Source organism: Streptomyces tendae, from assembly GCF_008632955.1.
Classification (GTDB): Bacteria; Actinomycetota; Actinomycetes; order Streptomycetales; family Streptomycetaceae; genus Streptomyces.
Genome location: NZ_CP043959.1, coordinates 1,071,121 through 1,093,086, shown reverse-complemented (window position 1 = coordinate 1,093,086; position 21,966 = coordinate 1,071,121). Strand labels below are relative to the sequence as shown.

At 73.2% G+C, this 21,966-nt stretch carries 23 protein-coding genes; 7 read left to right on the top strand and 16 right to left on the bottom strand.

Annotated features, from left to right (window positions below; all coding sequences use genetic code 11):
• Window positions 1-42 precede the first annotated feature (42 nt).
• Together F3L20_RS05200 and F3L20_RS05195 are read left to right on the top strand one after the other, a co-directional pair.
• Window positions 43-1,044 carry a heavy metal transporter gene (locus F3L20_RS05200; RefSeq protein ID WP_240810843.1) on the top strand — a complete coding sequence of 334 codons (1,002 nt, stop codon included), beginning with the start codon at window positions 43-45 and terminating at the stop codon, window positions 1,042-1,044.
• A gap of 263 nt (window positions 1,045-1,307) precedes the next feature.
• Window positions 1,308-1,646 carry an ATP-binding protein gene (locus F3L20_RS05195; RefSeq protein ID WP_150152616.1) on the top strand — a complete coding sequence of 113 codons (339 nt, stop codon included), beginning with the start codon at window positions 1,308-1,310 and terminating at the stop codon, window positions 1,644-1,646.
• Between the two features lie 100 nt (window positions 1,647-1,746).
• Here F3L20_RS05195 and F3L20_RS05190 read toward each other — a convergent pair whose 3' ends face one another.
• A complete protein-coding gene (locus tag F3L20_RS05190) occupies window positions 1,747-2,844 on the bottom strand; it encodes a bifunctional succinyldiaminopimelate transaminase/glutamate-prephenate aminotransferase (protein ID WP_150152614.1) in 1,098 nt (365 codons plus the stop codon).
• 106 nt (window positions 2,845-2,950) lie between these two features.
• A complete protein-coding gene (fdxA, locus tag F3L20_RS05185) occupies window positions 2,951-3,268 on the bottom strand; it encodes a ferredoxin (protein WP_004926152.1) in 318 nt (105 codons plus the stop codon).
• A gap of 140 nt (window positions 3,269-3,408) precedes the next feature.
• Here fdxA and F3L20_RS05180 point away from each other — a divergent pair, with 140 nt between their 5' ends.
• Both F3L20_RS05180 and F3L20_RS05175 read left to right on the top strand, forming a co-directional pair.
• Complete coding sequence (locus F3L20_RS05180) at window positions 3,409-4,488, top strand: GNAT family N-acetyltransferase (RefSeq protein WP_150152612.1); 1,080 nt, start codon at window positions 3,409-3,411, stop codon at window positions 4,486-4,488.
• Between the two features lie 17 nt (window positions 4,489-4,505).
• Entirely contained in the window at window positions 4,506-5,369 is an 864-nt protein-coding gene (locus tag F3L20_RS05175) for a transglutaminase-like domain-containing protein (RefSeq protein ID WP_145827206.1), read from the top strand.
• Between the two features lie 117 nt (window positions 5,370-5,486).
• Here the strand turns inward: F3L20_RS05175 and F3L20_RS05170 are convergent, their stop codons facing one another.
• From F3L20_RS05170 to F3L20_RS05120, 10 genes are all read right to left on the bottom strand, one after another.
• The gene (locus F3L20_RS05170) at window positions 5,487-6,092 is read right to left on the bottom strand and encodes a response regulator transcription factor (RefSeq protein ID WP_150152610.1); all 606 of its coding nucleotides are present in this window, start codon (window positions 6,090-6,092) and stop codon (window positions 5,487-5,489) included.
• Window positions 6,089-7,264: a sensor histidine kinase gene (locus F3L20_RS05165; RefSeq protein ID WP_150152608.1), complete on the bottom strand. Its 1,176-nt coding sequence runs from the start codon at window positions 7,262-7,264 to the stop codon at window positions 6,089-6,091. The genes F3L20_RS05170 and F3L20_RS05165 overlap by 4 nt, the downstream gene beginning before the upstream one ends.
• On the bottom strand, window positions 7,261-8,001 hold the full coding sequence (locus tag F3L20_RS05160; RefSeq protein ID WP_150152606.1) for an ABC transporter permease: 741 nt from the start codon (window positions 7,999-8,001) through the stop codon (window positions 7,261-7,263). Before F3L20_RS05160 ends, F3L20_RS05165 begins: the two co-directional genes overlap by 4 nt.
• Window positions 7,998-8,912 carry an ABC transporter ATP-binding protein gene (locus F3L20_RS05155; protein WP_150152604.1) on the bottom strand — a complete coding sequence of 305 codons (915 nt, stop codon included), beginning with the start codon at window positions 8,910-8,912 and terminating at the stop codon, window positions 7,998-8,000. Before F3L20_RS05155 ends, F3L20_RS05160 begins: the two co-directional genes overlap by 4 nt.
• A 180-nt stretch (window positions 8,913-9,092) precedes the next feature.
• The gene (locus F3L20_RS33905; protein ID WP_167534420.1) at window positions 9,093-11,300 is read right to left on the bottom strand and encodes a hypothetical protein; all 2,208 of its coding nucleotides are present in this window, start codon (window positions 11,298-11,300) and stop codon (window positions 9,093-9,095) included.
• A 194-nt stretch (window positions 11,301-11,494) separates the two neighbouring features.
• Window positions 11,495-11,908 carry a DUF6113 family protein gene (locus F3L20_RS05140; RefSeq protein WP_150152598.1) on the bottom strand — a complete coding sequence of 138 codons (414 nt, stop codon included), beginning with the start codon at window positions 11,906-11,908 and terminating at the stop codon, window positions 11,495-11,497.
• A complete protein-coding gene (gene mshB, locus F3L20_RS05135; protein ID WP_150152596.1) occupies window positions 11,905-12,771 on the bottom strand; it encodes an N-acetyl-1-D-myo-inositol-2-amino-2-deoxy-alpha-D-glucopyranoside deacetylase in 867 nt (288 codons plus the stop codon). Before mshB ends, F3L20_RS05140 begins: the two co-directional genes overlap by 4 nt.
• Window positions 12,772-12,781: 10 nt before the next feature.
• Window positions 12,782-13,360, bottom strand: coding sequence for a TetR/AcrR family transcriptional regulator (locus tag F3L20_RS05130; protein ID WP_150152594.1), 579 nt, complete (start codon window positions 13,358-13,360; stop codon window positions 12,782-12,784).
• 50 nt (window positions 13,361-13,410) lie between these two features.
• Window positions 13,411-13,875, bottom strand: coding sequence for a nuclear transport factor 2 family protein (locus tag F3L20_RS05125; protein WP_150152592.1), 465 nt, complete (start codon window positions 13,873-13,875; stop codon window positions 13,411-13,413).
• A 146-nt stretch (window positions 13,876-14,021) separates the two neighbouring features.
• Window positions 14,022-14,510, bottom strand: a complete 489-nt coding sequence (locus tag F3L20_RS05120; RefSeq protein WP_382685047.1) for an ATP-binding protein — start codon at window positions 14,508-14,510, stop codon at window positions 14,022-14,024.
• Between the two features lie 154 nt (window positions 14,511-14,664).
• On the opposite strand from F3L20_RS05120, the gene F3L20_RS05115 reads away from it, so the two are divergent.
• A complete protein-coding gene (locus F3L20_RS05115; protein ID WP_150152590.1) occupies window positions 14,665-15,549 on the top strand; it encodes a helix-turn-helix domain-containing protein in 885 nt (294 codons plus the stop codon).
• On the top strand, window positions 15,546-15,752 hold the full coding sequence (locus F3L20_RS05110; protein WP_150152588.1) for a DUF397 domain-containing protein: 207 nt from the start codon (window positions 15,546-15,548) through the stop codon (window positions 15,750-15,752). The genes F3L20_RS05115 and F3L20_RS05110 overlap by 4 nt, the downstream gene beginning before the upstream one ends.
• 24 nt (window positions 15,753-15,776) lie before the next feature.
• Here F3L20_RS05110 and F3L20_RS05105 read toward each other — a convergent pair whose 3' ends face one another.
• Entirely contained in the window at window positions 15,777-17,216 is a 1,440-nt protein-coding gene (locus F3L20_RS05105) for an amidase (RefSeq protein ID WP_150152586.1), read from the bottom strand.
• A gap of 88 nt (window positions 17,217-17,304) precedes the next feature.
• Entirely contained in the window at window positions 17,305-17,499 is a 195-nt protein-coding gene (locus F3L20_RS05100) for a hypothetical protein (RefSeq protein ID WP_006132006.1), read from the bottom strand.
• 177 nt (window positions 17,500-17,676) lie between these two features.
• Between F3L20_RS05100 and F3L20_RS05095 the strand changes: the two genes are divergently transcribed.
• Window positions 17,677-19,815, top strand: a complete 2,139-nt coding sequence (locus F3L20_RS05095; RefSeq protein ID WP_150152584.1) for a S9 family peptidase — start codon at window positions 17,677-17,679, stop codon at window positions 19,813-19,815.
• Window positions 19,816-19,954: 139 nt separating this feature from the next.
• Here the strand turns inward: F3L20_RS05095 and F3L20_RS05090 are convergent, their stop codons facing one another.
• Window positions 19,955-20,998: an ABC transporter ATP-binding protein gene (locus F3L20_RS05090; RefSeq protein ID WP_150152582.1), complete on the bottom strand. Its 1,044-nt coding sequence runs from the start codon at window positions 20,996-20,998 to the stop codon at window positions 19,955-19,957.
• Window positions 20,991-21,965, bottom strand: coding sequence for an ABC transporter ATP-binding protein (locus tag F3L20_RS05085; RefSeq protein WP_145827194.1), 975 nt, complete (start codon window positions 21,963-21,965; stop codon window positions 20,991-20,993). Before F3L20_RS05085 ends, F3L20_RS05090 begins: the two co-directional genes overlap by 8 nt.
• Between the last annotated feature and the right edge of the window lies 1 nt (window position 21,966).

Here is a 21,966-nt window from a genome sequence, read left to right as displayed (position 1 = left end):
ACGGGGCTCACACGCGAACGTACTCTCCAGTACCTTGTACGCGTGCCAGAGCCGTCCCCCTCTCTCAAGCGCAAGCGCCGTGGCCGTCTGCTCCGCTGCGGCGCGGCCTTCGCGGTGCTGTCAGCGGTCGCCGGATACGTCGTGGCGCAGTACGTCACCGGAGGCACCGGCGGCCCGGGCTGCAAGGTCGTGTCCGGCAAGGGCGACGGGGCGACGTACGAGTTCACACCCGAGCAGGCGGTGAACGCGGCGACGATCAGCGCCGTGGGCACCGCGCGCGACCTGCCCGAGCGGGCCGTGACGATCGCGCTGGCGACCGCGCTCCAGGAGTCGGCGCTGCGCAACATCGACTACGGGGACCGTGACTCGCTGGGGCTGTTCCAGCAGCGTCCCTCGCAGGGCTGGGGCACGCCGAAGCAGATCATGGACCCGGCGTACGCGTCGGAGAAGTTCTACGAGCACCTGGAGAAGGTGCCGGGCTACACGCGGCTGCCGCTGACCGTCGCCGCGCAGAAGGTGCAGCGCAGCGGCTTCCCGCAGGCGTACGCCAAGCACGAGCCGGACGCGACGCTGCTGGCGGCCGCCCTCACCGGGCGCTCCGGGGCGACGCTGACCTGCGAGGGCCGGCCGGCGGCCACCCGGGCGGGGGGCGCGGACGCGGTACGGGCCGCCCTGGCCCGGGACTTCGGACGGGACGTGCTGGAGCCGGCCGGCGCCGAGGTGGACGACGGCGCCGAGGGGCGGCTCTCCGCCTCGGCGACCTCCCCGTCCGCGGATGCGGGGGGTGACGGCTCCGGCGGGCGGACCGTGACGCTCCCCGTCACCGCCGTCTCCGGCGACCGGCGGGACGCCGGTGAGCGGGGGTGGCAGCTGGCCCACTGGGCCGTGGCCAACGCCTCCGAGCTGCACATACGGAGCGTGTCGTACGCCGGGCGGGAGTGGGTCGCCGGGCACACGGACAGCCAGTGGCGTCCGCTGGACGGCAAAGGGGCCGCGGGCGCGGACGGCGGCGCGGACGCGGTCCGGATCACCACCGGCGACTAGCACCGGGCGGGCTCCGCGGAAGTGCGCGGCGGCCCGCGCAGGTGTGCGGACGTGCCCCCGCGCAGGAGTGCGGGAGATCACCCGCAGGCGTGGAAAGCGGCCGACAATGCGCCGCATTGCCGACTCTTTGCCCGGCGCCTGCGCAACTTCCGGGGCGGTCGCGCGGTAGTCACTGCGTCCGAGCCCGGCGACAGGCGGTCGACAGCCAGTGGGTCGTCACCGGGCGGCCGGACCTCATCGTTCTCTGCCGTCGAAGGAGCACCATGTCCCTCCCCCTGACCCGTCGGATCGCCCGTGCCGCGCTGATCGTCGCTGCGGGAGCGGCCGCCGGGGTCGGTGCCGCCGGTTCCGCGAGCGCGGCGCCGTCGCTGCCGGCCGCCCCGAACCTCGGGCTGAACGCCCTGGACGGTGCGCCGGGCAAGACCGTGGACAACGTGACGAAGGGCGTCGACAAGGCCGCGCCCGACGCGACCGACGTGGCGCCGGCCGCGGGCACGACCGTGAAGAAGGCCGTGCCGGTGGTGAAGGAACTGCCGACCGACTCCCTCGCGAAGGGCGGCGCGGCGAAGAAGCTGCCGGTGAAGGGCCTGCCCATCGGCTGACCCCACCGCCAAGGGGCGCCCCAGCGAAGACGACGGGGCCCGGGGAGACTCCCCGGGCCCCGTCGCCATGCGCCGCCGCGTCGGCGGACGACGCGGGGTGTCAGGGGGCCAGGCGGGTGACCGCCGACCGGATTCGTTCGTCCGTCGCGGTCAGGGCGACGCGGACGAAGCGGTCGCCGGCCGGGCCGTAGAAGTCGCCGGGGGCGACCAGGATGCCGCGGTCGGCGAGGTGGGCGACGGTGTCCCAGCAGGACTCGTCGCGTGTGGCCCACAGGTAGAGGCTGGCCTCGCTGTGCTCGATCCGGAAGCCGTGGGCGAGCAGTGCCTCGCGCAGGGCCGTGCGGCGGGCCGCGTACCGCTCGCGCTGGACGCGGACGTGCTCGTCGTCGCCGAGGGCCGCCACCACGGCCGCCTGGGTCGGGGCCGGCGTCATCATGCCGCCGTGCTTGCGGATCTCCAGCAGCGGGCCGAGCACCGCCGGGTCGCCGGCCAGGAACGCGGCGCGGTACCCGGCCAGGTTGGACCGCTTGGAGAGCGAGTGGACGGCGACGACGCCGTCGTAGGAGCCGCCGTTGACGTCCGGGTGGAGCACCGAGACCGGGTCGGCCTCCCAGCCCAGCTCGAGGTAGCACTCGTCGGAGAAGACCAGGACGCCGTGCTCGCGGGCCCAGGCGACAATCCTCGCCAGCTCCGCCTTGGGCAGCACCCGGCCCGTCGGGTTGGACGGCGAGTTGAGCCACAGCAGCTTCAGCCGCGAGGGGTCCAGCTCGGTCGGGTCGTCGTACGCCACGTACTCCGCGCGGGCCAGACGGGCGCCGACCTCGTACGTCGGGTAGGCCAGGCGCGGGTAGGCGACCTGGTCGCCGGGGCCGAGGCCCAGCTGGGTGGGGAGCCAGGCGACGAGCTCCTTGGAGCCGACGACCGGCAGCACGTGCCGGTGGGTCACCTCGCGGGCGCCCAGCCGGTGTTCCACCCAGCGGGTGATCGCGTCCCGCAGTTCCGGGGTGCCCCACACCGTGGGATAGCCCGGCGAGTCCGCCGCCGCGATCAGCGCCTTCTGGATGTGCTCGGGCACCGGGTCGACGGGCGTGCCGACCGAGAGGTCGACGATGCCGTCGGGGTGCGCGGCGGCCGTCCTCTTGTACGGCTCCAGCTTGTCCCAGGGGAAGGCGGGCAGCCGGTCGGAGACTGCGGACACGGGCGGGGGCTCACTTTCTGGTTCGGGAGACGCCTCGGTCCCGTACGGCGGACGGGGCCGTACGGGACCGAGGGCGACGCGTCGGTGCGGGGCCGATGCGGGACGGCTACGCCTGCGGCGGCAGCGCGGCGATGAACGGGTGGTCCCGCTCGATCAGACCGAGCTTGCTGGCGCCGCCGGGGGAGCCGAGCTCGTCGAAGAACTCGACGTTCGCCTTGTAGTAGTCCTTCCACTCCTCCGGAGTGTCGTCCTCGTAGAAGATCGCCTCGACCGGGCAGACCGGTTCACAGGCGCCGCAGTCGACGCATTCGTCCGGGTGGATGTACAAGGACCGCTGGCCCTCGTAGATGCAGTCGACCGGGCACTCCTCGATGCACGCCTTGTCCTTGACGTCGACACAAGGCTGCGCGATGACGTAGGTCACGCTGTCGTTCCTCCTCGATAGGGCGCTGGCGGGCCTCCTCAGGCTCCGCCGCCTGGCGCGCGGGAGCGCGGCGTCGTCGATGCCCGCCCCTAGTATCTCCGTTCCGGAGCATGATCCGAACAGGAGGGGTGAACTGACCTGTGGAAATCTCAGCCGCCGGGCGCCTCGAGGTCCGTATCACCACTGCTGACGTGGGGAAACGGGTCTCCGTACGGAGCTTGATCGAACATGGTCCTTCGGGTGAGAGGTTCGGCGACACGGTCGGCGTTCTCACATCATGGGACAACGGCGTGTTGCGGATCACAAGGAAGAGCGGGGAAAGCGTCCGCGTCGCCGAGTCCGCGCTGGTCGCGGGCAAGGTCGTGCCGGCCGCCCCGGCGCGTCGGCGCGGTCCCGCCGCGTCCTACGAGGAGCTGGCCCGGATCGCCGCGCGGGGCTGGCGGCCGGTGGAGAGCGAGCGGCTCGGCGGATGGGAACTGCGGGCCGCGGGTGGCTTCACCCGGCGGGCCAACTCCGCGCTGCCGCTCGGCGACCCCGGGATGCCTCTCGACGACGCGCTGGCGGCCGTACGCCGCTGGTACGCGGCCCGCGGGCTGCCGGCGTACGTCCAGACCGCGACGGGCGCCGAGGGCACGCAGGAGCCGCTGTGCGCGGAGCTGGAGCGGCGCGGGTGGGTCCGTGAGGTGACCGCCGAGCTGTGGACGGGGGCGCTCGCCCCGGTCGCGGACCTGGGTGACCCGTCGTCCGAGGTGCCGCTGTCGCGTGAGGCGGACGAGGCGTGGCTGTCCCGGTACCAGCGCAAGGGCGTGAGCGAGGTGGCCCTGCGGGTGCTGGTCGGGGGCTCCCCGGGGGCGCCGGCCGGGGGCCCGGGTGAGCCGTCCGTGTGGTTCGCGACGGTGCCGGGCGATCCGGGCGCGGCGGCTCCGGCCGCCATCGGACGGTGCGTCGTGGACGGCCGGTGGGCCGGGTTCGCGGCGGTCGAGGTGGATCCGGCGCAGCGGCGGCGGGGGCTGGCCACGGCCGTGATGGCGGCGCTGGCCCGCCGTGCGCTGGAGGAGGGCGCGTCGGCGGCCTGGCTCCAGGTCGAGGTGGACAACGAGGGCGCGCGGTCGCTGTACGGCCGTATGGGCTTCGCCCCGCACCACGCCTACCACCACTACCGCGAGCCGCGGACGTCTTCCTCGGAATCGTCGGCTCCGGCAGGTGACGGAGCGCTGTGAGCGGGCACGAACCGGATATGCGCTCCCCCTGGCCCCCACCGCCCGGACGCTCCGCCGAACTGCGCCGGCGGTTCGCCGAGGAGGCCCGCAGCGAGCGGCCCGGCCTGTCCGCGCTCTGCCTGCTGGTGGGCGCGGAGGGCGACGGCACGCTCGACGAGGCGGGCATGGACGCGGTGGAGATCGAGCTGGACCGGCTGGCCGGCGAGCTGCCGCACCGGCCCGGTTCGCCGCGTGCGTGGGCGCTGGCACTGCGGGACCTGCTGGGTGAGCGGTACGGCTTCCACGGCGTCCCGGACGACTACCGGCGGCTGGAGTCCTCGCTGCTGCACACGGTTCTGCGGCGGCGGCGCGGGCTGCCGATCCTGCTGTCGGTGGTCTGGATCGAGGTGGCACGGCGGGCGGGCGCGCCCGTCTACGGCGTGGCGCTGCCCGGGCACTTCGTCGTCGGCTTCGGGGACCCCGGGGGGCCGGAGGCCGGACAGGTGCTGGCCGACCCGTTCGACGGGGGCCGGGTGCTCACCGGGGCGGACGCGGAGCTGCTGGTCGCCGGTGTCACCGGGGGTCCTCTGGAGGCGTCCATGCTGACGCCGGCGGGGACGCTGGACGTGGTCGCGCGAATCCTGAACAACGTACGGGCCTGGGCGGCGACCCGTCCCGAGCGGACCGACGTGGCGCTGTGGGCCCTGGACCTCTCCCTGCTCCTCCCGTCCCGGCCCGCCCGCCTGCGCTACGAGCGGGCGCAGCTTCTCGTGCAGCGCGGCGAGTTCACGGCGGGCGCGGCGGAACTGGAGGCGTACGCGGAGGTCGTCGCCGCGGTGGACCCACCGGCAGCCGCCCGCGTCCGCAGCGAGGCCCACGCCGCCCGCGCCCTCCTCAACTGACGCCGGCGCCCCCGGCCCACCGGCCGGGGCGGCCCACACCGCAGCGCCGCCACGAGCCCGGACCCGACCACTGCACCTGCCCGCCCGCCCCGTCCTCCAAGGCCCGGCCGGCGTCCGCTACAGCCATCCCTTGTCGCGGGCGATGCGGACCGCCTCCGCCCTGTTGCGGGCCGCCAGTTTCTGGATGGCGGTGGAGAGGTAGTTGCGGACCGTGCCCGGGGAGAGGTGGAGGGCGGTGGCGAGGTCCGCGTTGGTGGAGCCGTCGGCGGCGGCGCGCAGGACCTCGCGTTCACGGTCGGTGAGGGGGTTGGCCCCCTCGGCGAGCGCCGCCGCGGCCAGAACCGGGTCGATGACCCTCTCCCCCGCCAGCACCCGGCGCAGGGCGTCGGCGAGCTGTGCCGCCGGGGCGTCCTTGACGAGGAAGGCGTCGGCGCCCGACTCCATGGCGCCGCGCAGATAGCCGGGCCGCCCGAAGGTGGTCAGGACGACCAGTTTCAGCGCCGGGAGTTCGCGGTGCAGCAGGACCGCCGCCTCGATACCGGTCGCGCCCGGCATCTCGATGTCGAGGAGCGCCACGTCCACGTCGTGGGCGCGGGCCGCCGCGAGGACCTCGTCGCCGCGCGCCACCTGGGCCACGACCTCGATGTCCGGCTCAAGGCCGAGCAGCGCGGCCAGGGCCTCGCGGACCATCGCCTGGTCCTCGGCCAGCAGGACCTTGATCATGCGGCTCCCACTCCCGGCGCCGGGTCGGCGGTCCTCTCCACGGGGACGCGGGCGACCAGCCGGAATCCGTGCCGGACGGGCCCGGCCTCCAGTGTTCCGCCCACGGTGCCCAGCCTCTCACCCAGGCCCCGCAGGCCGTTGCCGGGGGCGTACGAGGCGCCGGGGCTTCCCGAGCCGTTGTCCTCCACGGACAGTTCCAGCACCGCCCCCTCCAGCGTCTGACGGCGGACCAGACCGACCGTGCAGCGCCGGGCGCCGCTGTGCCGGACGACGTTGGTGACGGCCTCGCGCAGGGCCCAGGCGAGGGCGGACTCGGCGTCCTCGGGTACGTCGCCGGAGCCGGTCTCGTCGGGCAGGTCGGGGACGACTCCGGCGGCCCGCAACGCCAGCCGCGCCCCGGCCAGTTCACCGGCCAGGCGCAGCCGCCGGTAGCCGGTGACGGCCTCCCGGACGTCGACCAGTGCCTGCCGGCTGACCTGCTCGATGTCGGCGACCTGCCGGGCCGCCTCCTCCGGGTGGCCGGGGAGCATGCGGCCCGCCAGCTCGCTCTTGAGGGTGATCACGGACAGCGAGTGGCCGAGCAGGTCGTGCAGGTCCCGGGCGAGCCGCAGCCGCTCCTCGTTGGCGGCGAGGTGGGCGACGGTGGCGCGGGCCTCGCGCAACGCGATCGTGGTGCGGATCATCTCCCGTACGCCCGTCATGGCGAAGCCGCCGAGCAGCGCCGGGAGGAGCAGTCCCCACAGCAGGTCCACGCCGTCCGGCTCGGCGAACGCGAGCGTCGTCATCAGCGCACAGGCGGCGGGGATGGTCCAGCGGGACAGGCGCGTGGGCAGGGCCGCGCCGGACGCGATGGCGACGTACACGAACAGGACCAGCCACTCGCGGCCGAGGGAGAGGGAGAGCACGGCGGACTGGGCCGCGAGCACCGCGACGGAGCCGAGGATGAGCGCCGTGCGGTCGCCGCGGCCGGTGCGGAAGATCAGCAGCATGTACCAGGTGACGAAGACGGCGAGTCCGAGCCAGCCGAGGACGCGCACGCCCGCGGGGTGTCCGCCGCGCAGCAGGTCCGTCACCGGCGCGCTCAGGAACACCAGCCAGATGGCCGTCCACAGCACCTTGACGGCCCTCTGCCTGACGGTCTGGGGACGTTGTCCGAAGCCGATGCCGCTCATGCCCACGAGGTGTCCTTCCGGTACAGCCAGGCCGCGCCTCCGGTGAAGAGGACGAAGAAGACCAGCAGGACGGCGACGTCCCGTACCTCCGGCGCGTGACCCTGTTCCGTCGCCCGGCCGAGGGCGGCGTACGCGTGGGTGGGCAGCCAGCCGGCGATGTCCTGGAGCCACCGGGGGAAGGTGGTGGTGGGCATCCACAGGCCGCCGAGCAGGGACAGCCCGAAGTACACGATCATCGTGACGGGCCGTACGGCGTCCCCGGTGGCCGCGTACCCGATGGCCACGCCGAGGGCGGCGAAGACCATGCCGCCCGCCCAGATCGTCCCGGTGAGCGCGAGCCACTGCCAGGCGTCCAGCCGTACATCCTTCACCGCGGCGGCGACGACGAAGACGACGACGATCGACGGCAGGGCGGCCACGGCGGCGCTCGCGGTCTTGGCCAGCACGTAGCCCCGGCCGGGCAGGGGCGTGAGCCGCAGCTGCCGCACCCAGCCGTTCTCGCGTTCCCGGGCGATGCGTTCGCTGTTGCCCATCAGCACGGCCGTCAGGGCGCCGAAGGACGCCATGGAGACCATCAGGTAGGCGGGCAGGGTCAGGCCGCTGTCGTCGAGCGTGGCGGTGGCGTCGGCGGTGCTCGCGATCAGCAGGAACAGCACGCTGGGGTAGAGCACCGAGAAGAACAGGAACTTGCGGTTGCGCAGGACGCGGACGAGTTCGAGCCGGATCAGTCCACTCATGGCGCGACGGCCTCCTCGGTCTCGGTGAGGGTGACGAAGGCCTGCTCGAGCCCGAGCCCGGCGACTTCGAGGTTGCGGGGGCGGAGGCCCAGGCCGTAGAGGGCGTGGACGGTGGCGTCGGCGTCCGAGGAGCGCAGCCGGACCGTGCCGCCGGGCGACACGTCGACGGCCGTGACCGCGGGCAGCCGGCGCAGCGCGGCCTGGTCGGGTGTGCCGCCGGCCAGGTCGAAGGAGACGCGCCGTACCCCGGCGCTCGCCTTGATCTCGCCGGCGGTGCCGTCGGCCAGCAGCCGGCCCCGGTGCAGAACCAGCACGCGGTCGGCGATCGCGTCGGCCTCCTCCAGGTAGTGCGTGGCGAACAGGACCGTGCGCCCCTGGTCGGCCTGGTCGCGCATGGTGGCCCAGAAGGCCCGGCGGGCGGTGACGTCCATGCCGGTGGTGGGCTCGTCCAGGACGATCAGGTCGCTGTCACCGGCGGTGGCCAGGGCGAAGCGGAGCCGCTGGGCCTGGCCGCCGGACAGCTTGTCGGCCCTGCGGCCGGCGATACCGGTGAGTCCGGCGCGGGCGAGGACGTCGGGGACGGGGTGCGGCCTGGGGTGGAGTCCGCAGGCGAGTCCCACCAGTTCGGCGACGGTGACCTCGCCCATCAGCCCGCCGCTCTGCAGCATGGCCCCGACGCGTCCCGCGACGATCGCCTCGCGCGGGCCGGTGCCGCAGACGGTGACCGTGCCGCTGTCGGGGCGCTTGAGGCCGAGCAACAGGTCGAGGGCGGTGGACTTGCCGGCGCCGTTCGGGCCGAGGAGCGCCACGGTCTCCCCGGCGCGCAGGGTGAGGGTCACGTCGTCCACGGCCCGGACGTCGCCGTACCTCTTGATCACCCGGTCGAACACGACCGATTCTGTCGTCGTCATGCGCCCATCGTGGCCGCCGGGGGCTGACGCCCGGCAGTGCCGGCGGTCGTGACCCCGGGATGACAGATGTCATGCCGCACGGCCCGGACGTGCCCGTGCACGGCCGCCCTGCCGCGGTACGCCGGACGAAAGGGGTCGGCGCCGCACGGATGCTCCGTGCGGCGCCGCTTCCGTCGTGCGTCAGCTCGGGTTCGTCTCGATGACGGCGGTGCGGTCGGACGTGCTGATCAGCGCCTGGCGCAGGGCGCCGTAGACGTCCTGCGGGGTGACGGCGGTCTTCTTGCCGTTGCCCCGGGTGATGAGCACACCGTCGAACGCCTGGCCGTACAGCTCCTCCAGGGCCTTCAGGTCGGGCTTGTCGACCAGCTTGCCGTTGACCGCCTCGACGCGCAGGAACTTCCACAGCGACTTCTCGGGGCTCATCGGCACCGAGTGCGCCGGGTCGGTCTGCACGGTGACCCGGTCCGACATCGCGGGCTCGGCGAACTCCTTCATCATCCGGTCGACCTCGGCCTTGGTGACCTTCGGCTGCTGGGACGTCGTGGGCACGTTCACCGCGTTGGCAGTGCCGGTCTCCACCTGCGTGCGGTACGCGGCGGCGACCACGTCGGCCGCCTTGGCGGCGTCGATGCCCTTGCCGGCCTGCGGGTACACCGGGACGGCCTTGCCGGACTCGAACGTGATCGAGCCCTCCTTGACCGTGCCGGCGCCTCCGGCCGCGTTCTCCAGGGCGGCCTGGAGCTTCTCGTGGTCGACGGGGATCTCCGGCTCGACCACGCGCGACTGGCCGAACAGCGAGCCGATGACGTTGACCGGGTTGTAGTCGCTGGTGGCGGCCTTGCCGACGGTGGCGTCGATGTCGACCTGCAGACCGGCGTTGTCCGGCTGGAGTGCGAAGGTCTTGCCGTCGACGGACAGCTTCAGCGGCTTGTTCAGTCGGCCGTCGAGCGCGCCGTCCAGCTTCTTCACCGCCTCGTCGCGGGTGCCGCCGCCGATCTCGATGCCGAGCACCGTTGTGCCCTTCGGCACGTCGGAACGGTTCATCAGCAGGCCCGCGCCGTAGGCGACGCCGGCTACCAGGACCACGCCGGTGGCGAGCAGGACGAGCTTGCTGCGCCCCTTCTTCTTCGGCGCCTTGGAGGAGCTCGCCGGGGGCGGGCTCACGGGGTCGGGCAGCTTCGGCGGGGTGTGCGGGCCCGGGGCGTTCGGGCCCATGCCGGGCGCGTCGAAGGACGCGCTCGGCGGGATCACCGGGATGCCGCTGGTGACGGTCTGCCCCGAGACGTTGTCGTGGCGGGGCCCGTAGCCGGCGGCGCCGGGGTCGGCGAGCTTCTGCGGGGTGAGGATCGCGGTGTCGTCGCTCAGTCCGCCGCCGGGGCCGGTGCGCTCCTCCGCGAAGGGCGCGCCACCACCGGGGGCGCCCGCGCCGCGTGCGGCGCCCGGCGGGGTCATCGGACCGTCGCCGGTGACCGGGCCGCCGGTGGGGCCGGAGGGGGCCTGCGGGCCGCCGGGACGGCCGGGGCCGGGCACGCCGCCGGGCCGCGCCGCGGGGCCGCGCCGGTTGCCGCCGTCGGTGTCGTCCGCGAAGTACGGGAGGTCGTCGCGGCGCGGTTCGCCGCCACGGTTCGCGTCCGGACGGGCGCCGTTGCCGCCGGGGGCGCCGGCCAGCGCCTCGGTCACGTCGAAGGAGCCGGTGCCGCCACCGTGACCGGGAGCCACGGGACCGCCGGTGGGCCCGGCCGCCTTCCCGCCGCCGGGACGGTGGGCGCCCGGGGCGCCCATGGAGCCGACCACGCCGCCGGGCCGCGGGCCACCGGGTCGCGCGCCGGGACCGCCCGGCGCGGCGCCGCCGGCCGCCGGGCCCGCGCCGTTCGGTGCGGACGGGGTCTGCGGCGGGCCGGAGAGGGATGGGGTGGGGGCGCCGGAAGTGCCCGGAGCTGTCGCGCCGTTGGCCGGTCCCGTGGCCTGACCGGGCTTGCCCGCCGAGGACTTGCGGGGCGCGAACCAGTCGCTGGCCGGCTTCTCCTCGGTGGCGGGCCTTTCGGCGGCCTCGGGCCGCGCGGGGGGCTCGACCGGGTCGGCGGAGGGTGCGGCGGGAGCCGGCTCGGCGGCGGCCTCGGCGTCGGCGGCGGCTTTCCTGCCGTCCGCGTCCGTGACGGGCTTGCGCACGACGACCGGCGGAATCGGCCGTGACCCGGGGATGTTGATCCGGATCCGGGTCGTCAGCGTGGTCTCGGTCTTACGTTCCTCCGGCCGCGCGGCCGAACGGCCCGCGTCCGTGCCCTCGTCCGGAATCGCCGGGATCCCGTAGGGCGGTGTGCCCGACGGGTAGGCGGCTCCGCCGTGCCCGTTGGGCCCGGAGGACGGAGTGTCAGTTTCACGACTCAAGGCAGGTTCTCCCGGTTGGCTCCGCCGCCCGTCACGACCTCACGGTGGGGGTCCTCCCAGCTCGGGCGAGGCCGAGGGTTCGAGGGAGGCTCGGCGGCGCGCACCACCTTACTGGCCATATCCGGCCCGTATCCCAGTACCGCCGGGGAAACCCACACCGGACCATCACGCCCTTGGCTCGGCGAAGTGGTACGTCACTTGCGAAGTCGGGCGGAGCCGCCGTCCGGTTGCCTCCCGGCACCGAAGGTGGCGCAGATCACAGCCACGGCGATGCCACCGAGCAGGAAGAGGTAGGAGCCGCTTCCCGCGGCGAACACGAAGTCGCCTTCCGGACGGCTGACCGTGAGCAGGATGACCATGATCATCCAGCCGGCGGCGACCGCCACCCCGCCGGACCGGCCACGCGTCGCCCGGGACGCGCCGAGCACCAGGCCGGCCTCACCGGCCAGGGCCAGCAGCAGTCCGCCCGGGAACCACGCGGGCTGGACCAGCGCCCCGGCGATGCCCACCACGGCGCCCAGCACCAGCAGCCCGAGCAGGGTGGCGGCCCGTCCCGCGGAGGGCGGACGCAGCGGCTGCGCCATCAGGGGCACGCGGTCGCCGCTCATGACACCTCCCCCGCGCCGACGCCGGCGAACAGGTCGTCCTCCGGGCCCATGGGCCGCCCGCCGCGCACCAACTCGTAGTACTCGGTGATGAACAGCGGCTGCGCGAGCTCGTTGGACAACACGAAGTACGGCTGGTCGGCGACGGTGATCTGGGTGGCGTGGGCGCGCATCGCGGCGGCCTTGGCGCCGGCGTGCGCCGTGCCGTCGACGGCCGTGGTGACCCGCTCGTCGTCGACCACACCCGGAACGTCCTGGACCCCGCCCGCCTTGTCGAAGGGCAGGTCGGGAAGGTCACGCTCGAGCCGGGCGAAGGCGTCCTCGGCCACGGAGCGGGGCACGCGGTTCCAATAGACCTTGGGGACGTCCCACCCGGCCGCCGCGGCCAGTTCGACGGCGCGCATGGCGACGCGGTGGGTCTGGATGTGGTCGGGGTGCCCGTAGCCGCCGTTGTCGTCGTACGTGACCAGCACCTGCGGGCGCACCTCGAGGATCACCTCGGCGAGCAGCCCGGCCGCCTGGTCGACGTCGGCCTGCCAGAAGCAGCCGGGGTCGTCGTTGTCGGGCAGCCCCATCATCCCGGAGTCGCAGTACCGCCCGGCCCCGCCGAGCAGCCGGAAGTCCGTGACGCCGAGCGCCGCCATCGCCTCCCGCAGCTCACCGAGCCGGTGTCCGCCGAGGGCGGCGCCGCCGAGGTGCCGCAGTTCGGGCGGGATGACCTCGCCGCGCTCGCCGAGGGTGCAGGTGACCAGCGTCACGTGGGCGCCCTCGGCCGCGTAGCGCGCCATGGTCGCGCCGTTGTTGATCGACTCGTCGTCCGGGTGCGCGTGCACCAGCATCAGACGCCGCTCGGGCAGTTCCGTCATGGGCTCCACCCTATTTGGCGCGGGGCGCTTCCCGCGGACCCGTCCGGCCGCGCAAGGTGCGCGCCCAGGGGGCGTCGACGGCGGCGGCGTCGATCGCCACCAGCACGTTGCTGAGGAGGGCGTCCGCGAAGTAGCGGCGGATCTGCTCCTCGGAAGCGCCGGAGACGGCGCGGATGTACTCGACCTGTCTGGCGTAGCACCGGCGCACGGCCTCGCCGATGCCGGGCTCGGTCGCGCAGCCCTGGGCGTGCATGAGGGTCATCAGCACGTCCCGGTCGCCGATGACGTCGTCGTACGCGGTGGTCAGCGCGTCCATGACCGCCTGCGGGTCGGTGCTGCGCACGGAGGCCGCCGCCGTGGCGGCGGCCTCGCGCAGACGGTCCGAGCAGTGGTCGACCAGGGCGACGAACAGCGTCTCCTTGTCCTTGAACAGCCGGTAGAGGTACCCCTGCGAGATGCCGGCCGCCTTGGCGACGTCGGTCGTGGAGGTCCCGTAGTAGCCGCGGGCGGCGAACGTCCTGATGGCCGTCCGCATGACCGTGGCCCGGCGCTCGTCGGCGGTGGAGCGCTGCCGCGTCCTGGATTCCATGGAAGCAATCAACCACTTTCATGAAAGTGGCGTCAAAGCGTCCGGCGGGATCAGCCGGCGCCGAAGGCCGTGATCATGTCGTCGGCGGAGCCGCCGAGGGAGTCCATGGCGACGAGCGGGTTCCAGTAGTCGACGTAGCGGCTGATCTTCCCGTCCACGGTCTCCACCACGGAGATGTACGACTGGTTGTACGGTCGGCCGGTCTCCAGGGCGATGCCTTCGGACCGGAGTTCGGCGATGACCAGGGTCGGGTCGACGGTCTCGTGGATCCGCACGTCCTTCATCTCCAGGCGGAACGCCTTGGGGAAGTTGGCGATGTGCGCGAACAGCTCGCCCCGGCCCTGGAGCCGGGTGGGGTACCCCGGAGGCGCGTACGGGAACTCCAGCACCCCGTCCTCGGTGAACAGCTCGGTCCACTCCTCCGCCCGCCCGGAGGTCAGGAGGTCGAGGTGGTCGAGGAAGACCTGCCGGGCGGCGGCGCGGGTGGGGTCGGGGGTCTCGGGGGTGTCGGTCATGAGTGGGGTCACTTTCTCTCATGTAAGCGGTTGACCACTTACAACCTGGACCGAGCGGTGCCCCCGTCCGGAGAGGCGGGGGCACAGTCAACGTCTGGCGCCTCTCGGCGACAGATGTAAGTAATAGACCACTCACATACGACCGGTCAAACACACCCCGCCTGCGGGTGGCCCACTCCGTGACCGGAGCGCGAACGTTCGCGTTCCGGTGGTGTGAGGTCGATCTCCGCCCAGACGGTCTTGCGCGGATGCCGGCCCTCGGCGACCCCCCAGCGGTCGGCGAGCACGTCCACCAGCAGCAGTCCGCGCCCGCACTCCGCGGCGCCGTCCGGCTCCCGCAGCACGGGCTGACGGTCACCGCGCGTGTCGGTGACCTCGATGCGGAGCGTGGCGGCGACCACGTAGAGCGTCAGACGGAAGCTACGGCCGGGCACGCGTCCGTGCGTGGCCGCGTTGGCGGCCAGTTCGGCGACGACCTGGCCGGCCGTCTCGTACGGGACGCCCCAGCTCCGCAGCGCGTCCACCGCGAGCAGGCGCGCGAGGCGGGCGCCCCGCGCGGTCGACGACAACAGCAGGCTGACGTGCCGCACTTGGCCATCCGGCCGGGTCCCCTTGAGGGCGATTTCCTGGTTCACGTGACTCAGCGTGGCCGAACGGCCGTACCGTGATGGGTGATCGCGGCGCTGCGTAGAGTGACCGTCCACCGCTTGTCCGGGGGTGTCCGGGCTGTCGGCCGGGCCCGTGCGCAGAGTCCGCGACCAGGCAACGGCACCACGGAGGGGCACAGGCATGTCGGTGAACGGTGAGGCGGTACGGGTCGGTCCCGGTACGGCGGGGGCGGACGAGCCGGGCTGGGATGTGGACCCGGACGACGAGTGGGCGCTGGCCGTCGTGGCCACCGTGGGGCGCCAGTTGAAGCTCCGGCGCGAGGCCGCGGGCGTCCGGGTGCCGGAGTTCGCGCTGGCGGTCGGGTACGGGGAGGACCTCGTCTACAAGATCGAGAGCGGGAAGCGGATCCCGCGCCCCGAGTACCTGGACACGGCGGACGAGGTCCTGGGCGCGGGCGGCCTCGTCGCGGCGATGAAGGAGGACGTGCGGAAGGTCCGGTACCCGAAGAAGGTGCGGGATCTTGCTCAGATGGAGGCGCGGGCGGTGGAGCTTCAGCTTTACGACCCGCTTCACATCCACGGCCTGTTGCAGACGCCCGAGTACGCGCGGGCCCTGCTGTCCATGCGCCGACCCGCCTACTCGTCGGAGGAAGTCGAGCGCTTCGTCTCGGCGCGTGTGGCCCGCCGTTCGGTCTTCGAGCGCGACCCCGCCCCCGAACTCGGCTTCATCCTGGAGGAGTGGACGCTCCGGCGCCCTCTGGGCGGCAGGGAGGTGCTGCGCGCGCAGCTGGAGCACCTGCTGACCGTCGCACGGTTGGCCACTGTCGAGCTCCAGGTGATGCCGACGGAACGGCAGGAGCACGCCGGAGTGGACGGTGGCATCGAGGTGTTGAAGTTCGCCGACGGCACGGCGGTCGGGAGGTCACCGGCCATGGCAGGTGGGCGAGCGGTGTCGGACCTGCGCCAGCTTCGTATCCTTGAGCTGCGTTACGGCATCATCCGCGCTCAGGCACTGACACCGCGCGAGTCCATCGCCTTCGTCGAAGATCTGCTGGGGGAGACATGATCCGAAGCACGTCCTGTGACCTCGTGTGGTTCAAGAGCAGTTACAGCAGCGGCAGCGAGGGTGACTCCTGCGTCGAGATAGCCACCACCCCCGCCACCGTCCACGTCCGCGACTCCAAGGACACCGACGGCCCCCGCCTCACCTTCACCCCGGCCGCCTGGAATGACTTCCTCACCTCCGCGGGCGCCGACGGCCCGGCGTGACCTCACTGCGGCGCCCGCGCCCCCTCACGCGTTCTTGATGCTTGGGAACGGGCGGTCCGCCTCCAGTTCGAACGCCAGCTCCAGCAAGGTGCGTTCGGCACCCGGGCGGCCCGAGAACATCACGCCGATCGGCAGGCCGTCCGGTGTCGTGGACGCGGCCGGGAGGGAGATCGACGGGGTGCCGACGACGTTGTTGACCGGGGTGAACGCCACGTAGGCGAGGATCCGTTCGACCAGCGTGGCGTACGGGACGGACGGGGCGAGGTGGCCGAGCGGCGGGGTGGTGTGCGCCAGGACCGGGGACAGGATGACGTCCTGGCCCCGGAACGCCGCCGCGTAGGCCTCACGGGTGCGCTTCAGGCGGCGCACCACCGCGGGCGTGTTACGCCAGTTGCGGACGTACGTCTCGCGCAGGCCGCGGCTCAGACCGTCCATGCGGTGACGGTCGAAGCCCGTGCCCATGGTCCGGCCCGTGGCGCCGATGAGGAACGACAGCATGCCCCAGTAGGTGAGGAAGTCCCCGGTGAAGCGCGGGTCGATGGCCAGCTCCACCGGCGTCACCGTGTGGCCGAGGCGTTCGAGCCGCCGCGCCGTCTCCGTCACGGCCGCGCGGGTGTCCTCGTCGGTGCGGGCGCCGTTCGGGGAGTCCACCAGCAGGCCGACCCGCAGCCGGCGCTTCCCCGGGCCCTCCACCAGCCCCACGGACGGCAACTTCGCGTTCCGGTGGTGCAGTTCCGCCGCGGCGAGGAACGCGGCGCTGTCCCGGACCGTGCGGCTCACGACGCCGTCGACCACGATGTCGATGGGCAGCTGACGCCCTTGCGCGTTCGGCACGGTCCGGCCGCGGGTGGGCTTGAGTCCGACGAGCCCGCAGCAGGCGGCCGGGATGCGGATGGAGCCCCCGCCGTCGTTGGCGTGCGCGACCGGCACCGCACCGGCGGCGACCAGGGCGGCGCTGCCGCCGGAGGAGCCGCCCGCCGAGTGGCCGGTGTTCCAGGGATTGCGGACCGGCGGGCCCTCCTCGTACTCCGTGGTGGGGCTGAAGCCGAACTCGGGCAGCCGGGTCTTGCCGAGCACCGTGACGCCGGTGCTGAGCAGCTGGCGGGTGAAGGCGGCGTGCCGCCGGGCGGGCCGGGGCCGGAACGCGGCGCTGCCGTGTCCCGTGGGCAGGCCCGCGAAGTCGGTGTTGTCCTTCACGAAGGTCGGCACCCCGGCGAACGCGCCGCCGCCGGGGGCGCCGTGGGCCGGGATGTCGAGGTGCACCTGGACGGCGTCGAGCCGGGCGTCGGCGTCCCGGACCCGGGCCGCGGCGTCCTTGGCGACCTCGGCGGGGCTCACCTCGCCCCGGCGGATCGCCGCGGCGAGGCCGACCGCGTCCAGGTCGCCCAGGGCGTCGTCACGGAAGACGTGGACCGTGGTCCGCGCCTCGCCGCGTCCTTGGCTCTGTTCCTCGGAAGTCGTCACCGTAGGCTCCGCCCTGCGCGCGTGAATGCTGGCCCGTCCATCATTGCTTACCGACGGGTAACACGCGAGAGGCCGGCGTCGGCCGCGCTCAGAAGTTGAGGCTGCCGATCATCCCCGCGATGTTGGAGGTGACTTCGTTGATCGTGGGCGCGATCGTCGACGAGGCCAGGTAGAAGCCGAGCAGCATGCACACGATCGCGTGTCCTGCTTTCAGACCCGACTTCTTGATCAGCAGGAAGACGATGATCGCCAGCAGCACCACCGCCGAAATCGAGAGTGCCACGGCGGCTCACCTCCAAGGATCCCAGGGGCGCGGGGGTCACGGAACATGGGGGCAGTACGTCCACACAGCAGGCAGCAGGTTCCTACCCACTATGCGCTAACGATCATAACTATCCGTACGTGCGCATCGATCGGCGCACGGCCGCACAAGGGGGCGCATGGCCAATATGGTCAGGGCATGACGACCGAGACGGACTCCTTCCCCCGACTCCACGCACGCACCCTCCGCTTCACGCTCGGCGCGCCGCGTTCGTTCAGCGTGGCGCCCGACGGCTCACGTGTCGTGTTCCTCCGCTCAGGTTCCGGTACGGACCGGGCCAACGCCCTGTGGGTGCTCGACACGGAGGGGGGTGGGGAGCGCGTGGCGGCCGACCCGCGCGCCCTCCTGGGCGGCGCCTCCGAGCAGCTCTCCGCCGCGGAGCGGGCGCGGCGCGAACGCAGCCGCGAGTCGGGCGCCGGCATCGTCGGCTACGCCACCGACGCGGCGGTCGAGCTGGCGGCTTTCGCCTTGTCAGGGCGGCTTTTCACGGCCGAACTGCGGGCCGGGACGGCACGCGAACTACCCACCCCGGGACCGGTGATCGACCCCCGTCCGTCGCCCGACGGCCGGCATGTCGCGTACGTCGCCCGGGGCGCCCTGCGGGTGATCTCCGCCGAGGGGGCGGGCGACCGCGCGCTCACCACCCCCGAATCGGAGGACGTCACCTACGGTCTGGCCGAGTTCGTCGCGGCCGAGGAGATGAGCCGGTCGCGCGGTTTCTGGTGGGCCCCGGAGTCGGACCGGCTGCTGGTGGCCCGGGTGGACGACACGCCGGTGCGGCAGTGGTGGATCTCCGACCCCGCCCACCCGGAGCGTGACCCGCACCACGTCCGCTACCCGGCGGCCGGCACCCCCAACGCGGACGTCCGGCTGTTCGTGGTCGACCTCGAGGGGACGCGCACGGAGGTCTCCTGGGACCGGGCACGCTACCCGTACCTGGCGCGAGTGCACTGGTCAGCGGCGGGGGCCCCGCTGCTGCTCGTACAGGCGCGCGACCAGCGGGGCCAGCTGATCCTGGCCGTGGACCCGGAGTCCGGGGCCACCCGGATGGTGCACGCCGACGAAGATCCGGATTGGCTGGAACTTTTCCCCGGTGTGCCCTGCTGGAGCCCCTCCGGACAGCTCGTCCGGATCGCCGACGAGGGGGGTGCCCGGCGCCTCGCCGTAGGGGAACGACCGCTCACCGGTCCGCAGCTGCACATCCGTGCGGTACTCGACGTCTCGGACGACGACGTGCTGGTCTCGGCGTCGGCGGGGGCGGAGGCGGCCGATCCGGAGACCGGCCAGGTGCACGTCTACCGGGTGAACGAACTGGGCGTGGAGCGCGTCTCCGAGGAGCCCGGGGTGCACACCGCGGTGCGCTCCGGAGGGGTCACGGTGCTCGTCTCGGCGACCCTGGATCGGCCAGGTTCCCGCGTGCGGGTGCTCCGTGACGGGAAACAGACGGCGACTGTCCCCTCGTACGCCGAAGACCCCGGTATGTCCCCTCGGGTGACGCTGACACAGGGGGGCGCACGCCGCATCCCGTGCGCCGTGCTTATGCCTCGGGACTACGCCGGTGACACCCCTCTCCCGGTGCTCATGGACCCCTACGGCGGTCCGCACGGCCAGCGGGTGGTGGCCGCGCACAACCCGCACCTGACCTCGCAGTGGTTCGCCGACCAGGGTTTCGCGGTGATCGTCGCCGACGGGCGCGGCACCCCGGGCCACTCCCCCGCCTGGGAGAAGTCCGTCAAGGACGACATCGCCGCGGTCGTCCTCCAGGACCAGGTGGACGCGCTCCAGGCGCTGGCGGAGGACTTCCCGCTCGACCTGGGCCGGGTGGCGATCCGTGGCTGGTCCTTCGGCGGCTACCTGGCCGCGCTCGCGGCGCTGCGCCGCCCCGACGTGTTCCACGCGGCCGTGGTCGGCGCGCCCGTCACCGACCTGCGCCTGTACGACACCCACTACCAGGAGCGCTACGTCGGGCACCCGGACGAGCAGCCGGAGAACTACCGCCGCAACTCGGTGATCGACGACGCCGGCCTGGTCGACGCGGCCGAACCGCACCGGCCCATGATGATCATCCACGGCCTCGCGGACGACAACGTGGTCGTCGCCCACTCCCTGCGGCTGTCCTCGGCGCTGCTGGCGGCAGGCCGCCCCCACGAGGTGCTGCCGCTGTCCGGCGTCACGCACATGACGCCGCAGGAGGAGGTCGCCGAGAACCTGCTCCGCCTCCAGCTCGGTTTCCTCCGGCGCGCGCTGTCCCTCCCGGACACCCGCGCGCCGCGTTAACACCGGGGCAACTCCACGGAAGCGGTACCGATATACGGACGGGGAAGGCTGGTCAGCGTACGGCCGTGCGGGTGCCGTGAACGGGCCGGGGTGCGCCATGTCACCCCGGCCCGTGCCCGTGCGGCCACCGGCGCACCGGTCATCCGGGCCCGTCGCCCCGCCCCTCCGCCGGCACCACGTGCTTCTCCTCCGCGAAGTGGCACGCCGAGTCGTGGGCCGCGGGTCCCCCCTCCAGCCACTCCGGCACCGCGAGCGGCGGCACCTCCTGGGCGCACCGCTCCCGCGCCTTCCAGCAGCGGGTGCGGAACCGGCAGCCGGACGGGATGTTCGTCGGCGACGGCACATCCCCGGTCAGCACGATTCGCTCCCGGTGCTCGCGCGCCCGGGGGTCCGGGACCGGCACGGCGGACAGCAGCGCCTGCGTGTAGGGGTGCGTGGGATGGTCGTAGATCTCGGTGTCCGTGCCGGTCTCCACGATCCGGCCCAGGTACATCACCCCGACCCGGTCGGAGATGTGCCGGACGATCGACAGGTCGTGCGCGATGAAGACGTAGGACAGGTCGAACTCGCTCTGCAGCCGGTCCATCAGGTTGATGACCTGCGCCTGCACCGAGACGTCCAGCGCGGAGACCGGCTCGTCGGCGACGATCACCTCGGGGCGCAGCGCGAGGCCCCGCGCGATGCCGATGCGCTGCCGCTGGCCGCCGGAGAACTGGTGCGGATAGCGGTTGATGTACTCGGGGTTCAGGCCCACCACGTCCAGCAGGTCCTGCACCCGGCGCCGCCGGTCCCCCTTGGGCGCCACCTCGGGGTGGATGTCGTACGGCTCCCCGATGATGTCGCCCACCGTCATCCGCGGGTTGAGCGAGGTGTACGGGTCCTGGAACACCATCTGGATGTTGCGGCGCACCGCCTTGAGCGCCTTGCCGGACAGCCGGGTGATGTCCTCGCCCTTGTAGCGGATCGAACCGGCCGTCGGCCGCTCCAGGTTGACCAGCATCTTGGCGACCGTCGACTTGCCGCAGCCGGACTCCCCCACGATGCCCAGCGTCTCACCCCGGTCCAGGTGGAAGTCCACGCCGTCGACCGCCTTCACGGCGCCGACCTCCTTGCGGAAGACGATGCCCCGGGTCAGCGGGTAGTGCTTGACCAGGCCGCTGACCTCCAGGATCGGCTCAGCCATCCAGGCACTCCCTCCAGAAGTGGCAGGCGCTCCCGCGCGTGCCGGAGACCTCGTACAGCGGCGGGTCGTCGGTGGTGCAGACGTCCCGGGCCAGCGGGCAGCGGGGGTGGAAGGGACAACCGGGCGGAATGCGGGTGAGGTTGGGCGGCAGGCCCTTGATGGCGTAGAGCTCCCGGCCCTTGTCGTCCAGGCGCGGGATGGAATCCAGCAGCCCCCGGGTGTACGGGTGCGCCGGGGCCTTGTAGATGTCGTGCACAGGCGCCGACTCCACGATCCGGCCCGCGTACATCACCGCGATGCGGTCGGCGACGTCGGCGACCACCCCGAGGTCGTGGGTGATGAGGATCAGGCCCATCCGGTACTCCCGCTGGAGCTCCGCGAGCAGCTCCATGACCTGGGCCTGGACGGTGACGTCGAGAGCGGTGGTCGGCTCGTCGGCGATGATCAGGGCCGGCTCCAGGGCCAGCGCCATCGCGATCATGATGCGCTGGCGCATGCCGCCGGAGAACTGGTGCGGGTACTGCCGGACCCGCTCCCGGGCGGCGGGGATGCGCACCCGGTCCATCAGCTCGATCGCCTTCGCCCGCGCGTCCTTGCGGGACATGCCCCGGTGCACGGTGAACATCTCGCCCAGCTGGTCGCCGACGGTGAGCACGGGGTTCAGCGCGGACAGCGCATCCTGGAAGATCATCGCCATCTCGGCGCCCCGGATCCGCCGGCGCTCCTCCTCCTTGAGCTTCAGCAGGTCCCGGCCCTGGAAGACGACCTCGCCGCCGGTGATCCGCCCGGGCGGGACGTCGAGGATGCCCATGATCGCCTGGGCCGTCACGGACTTGCCGGAGCCCGACTCGCCCAGCACGGCCAGGGTCTCCCCCTCGTCCACGCCGTAGCTGACCCCGTTGACGGCCTTCGCCACACCGTCCCGGGTGCGGAACTCCACGTGCAGATCACGCACTTCGAGCAGCACC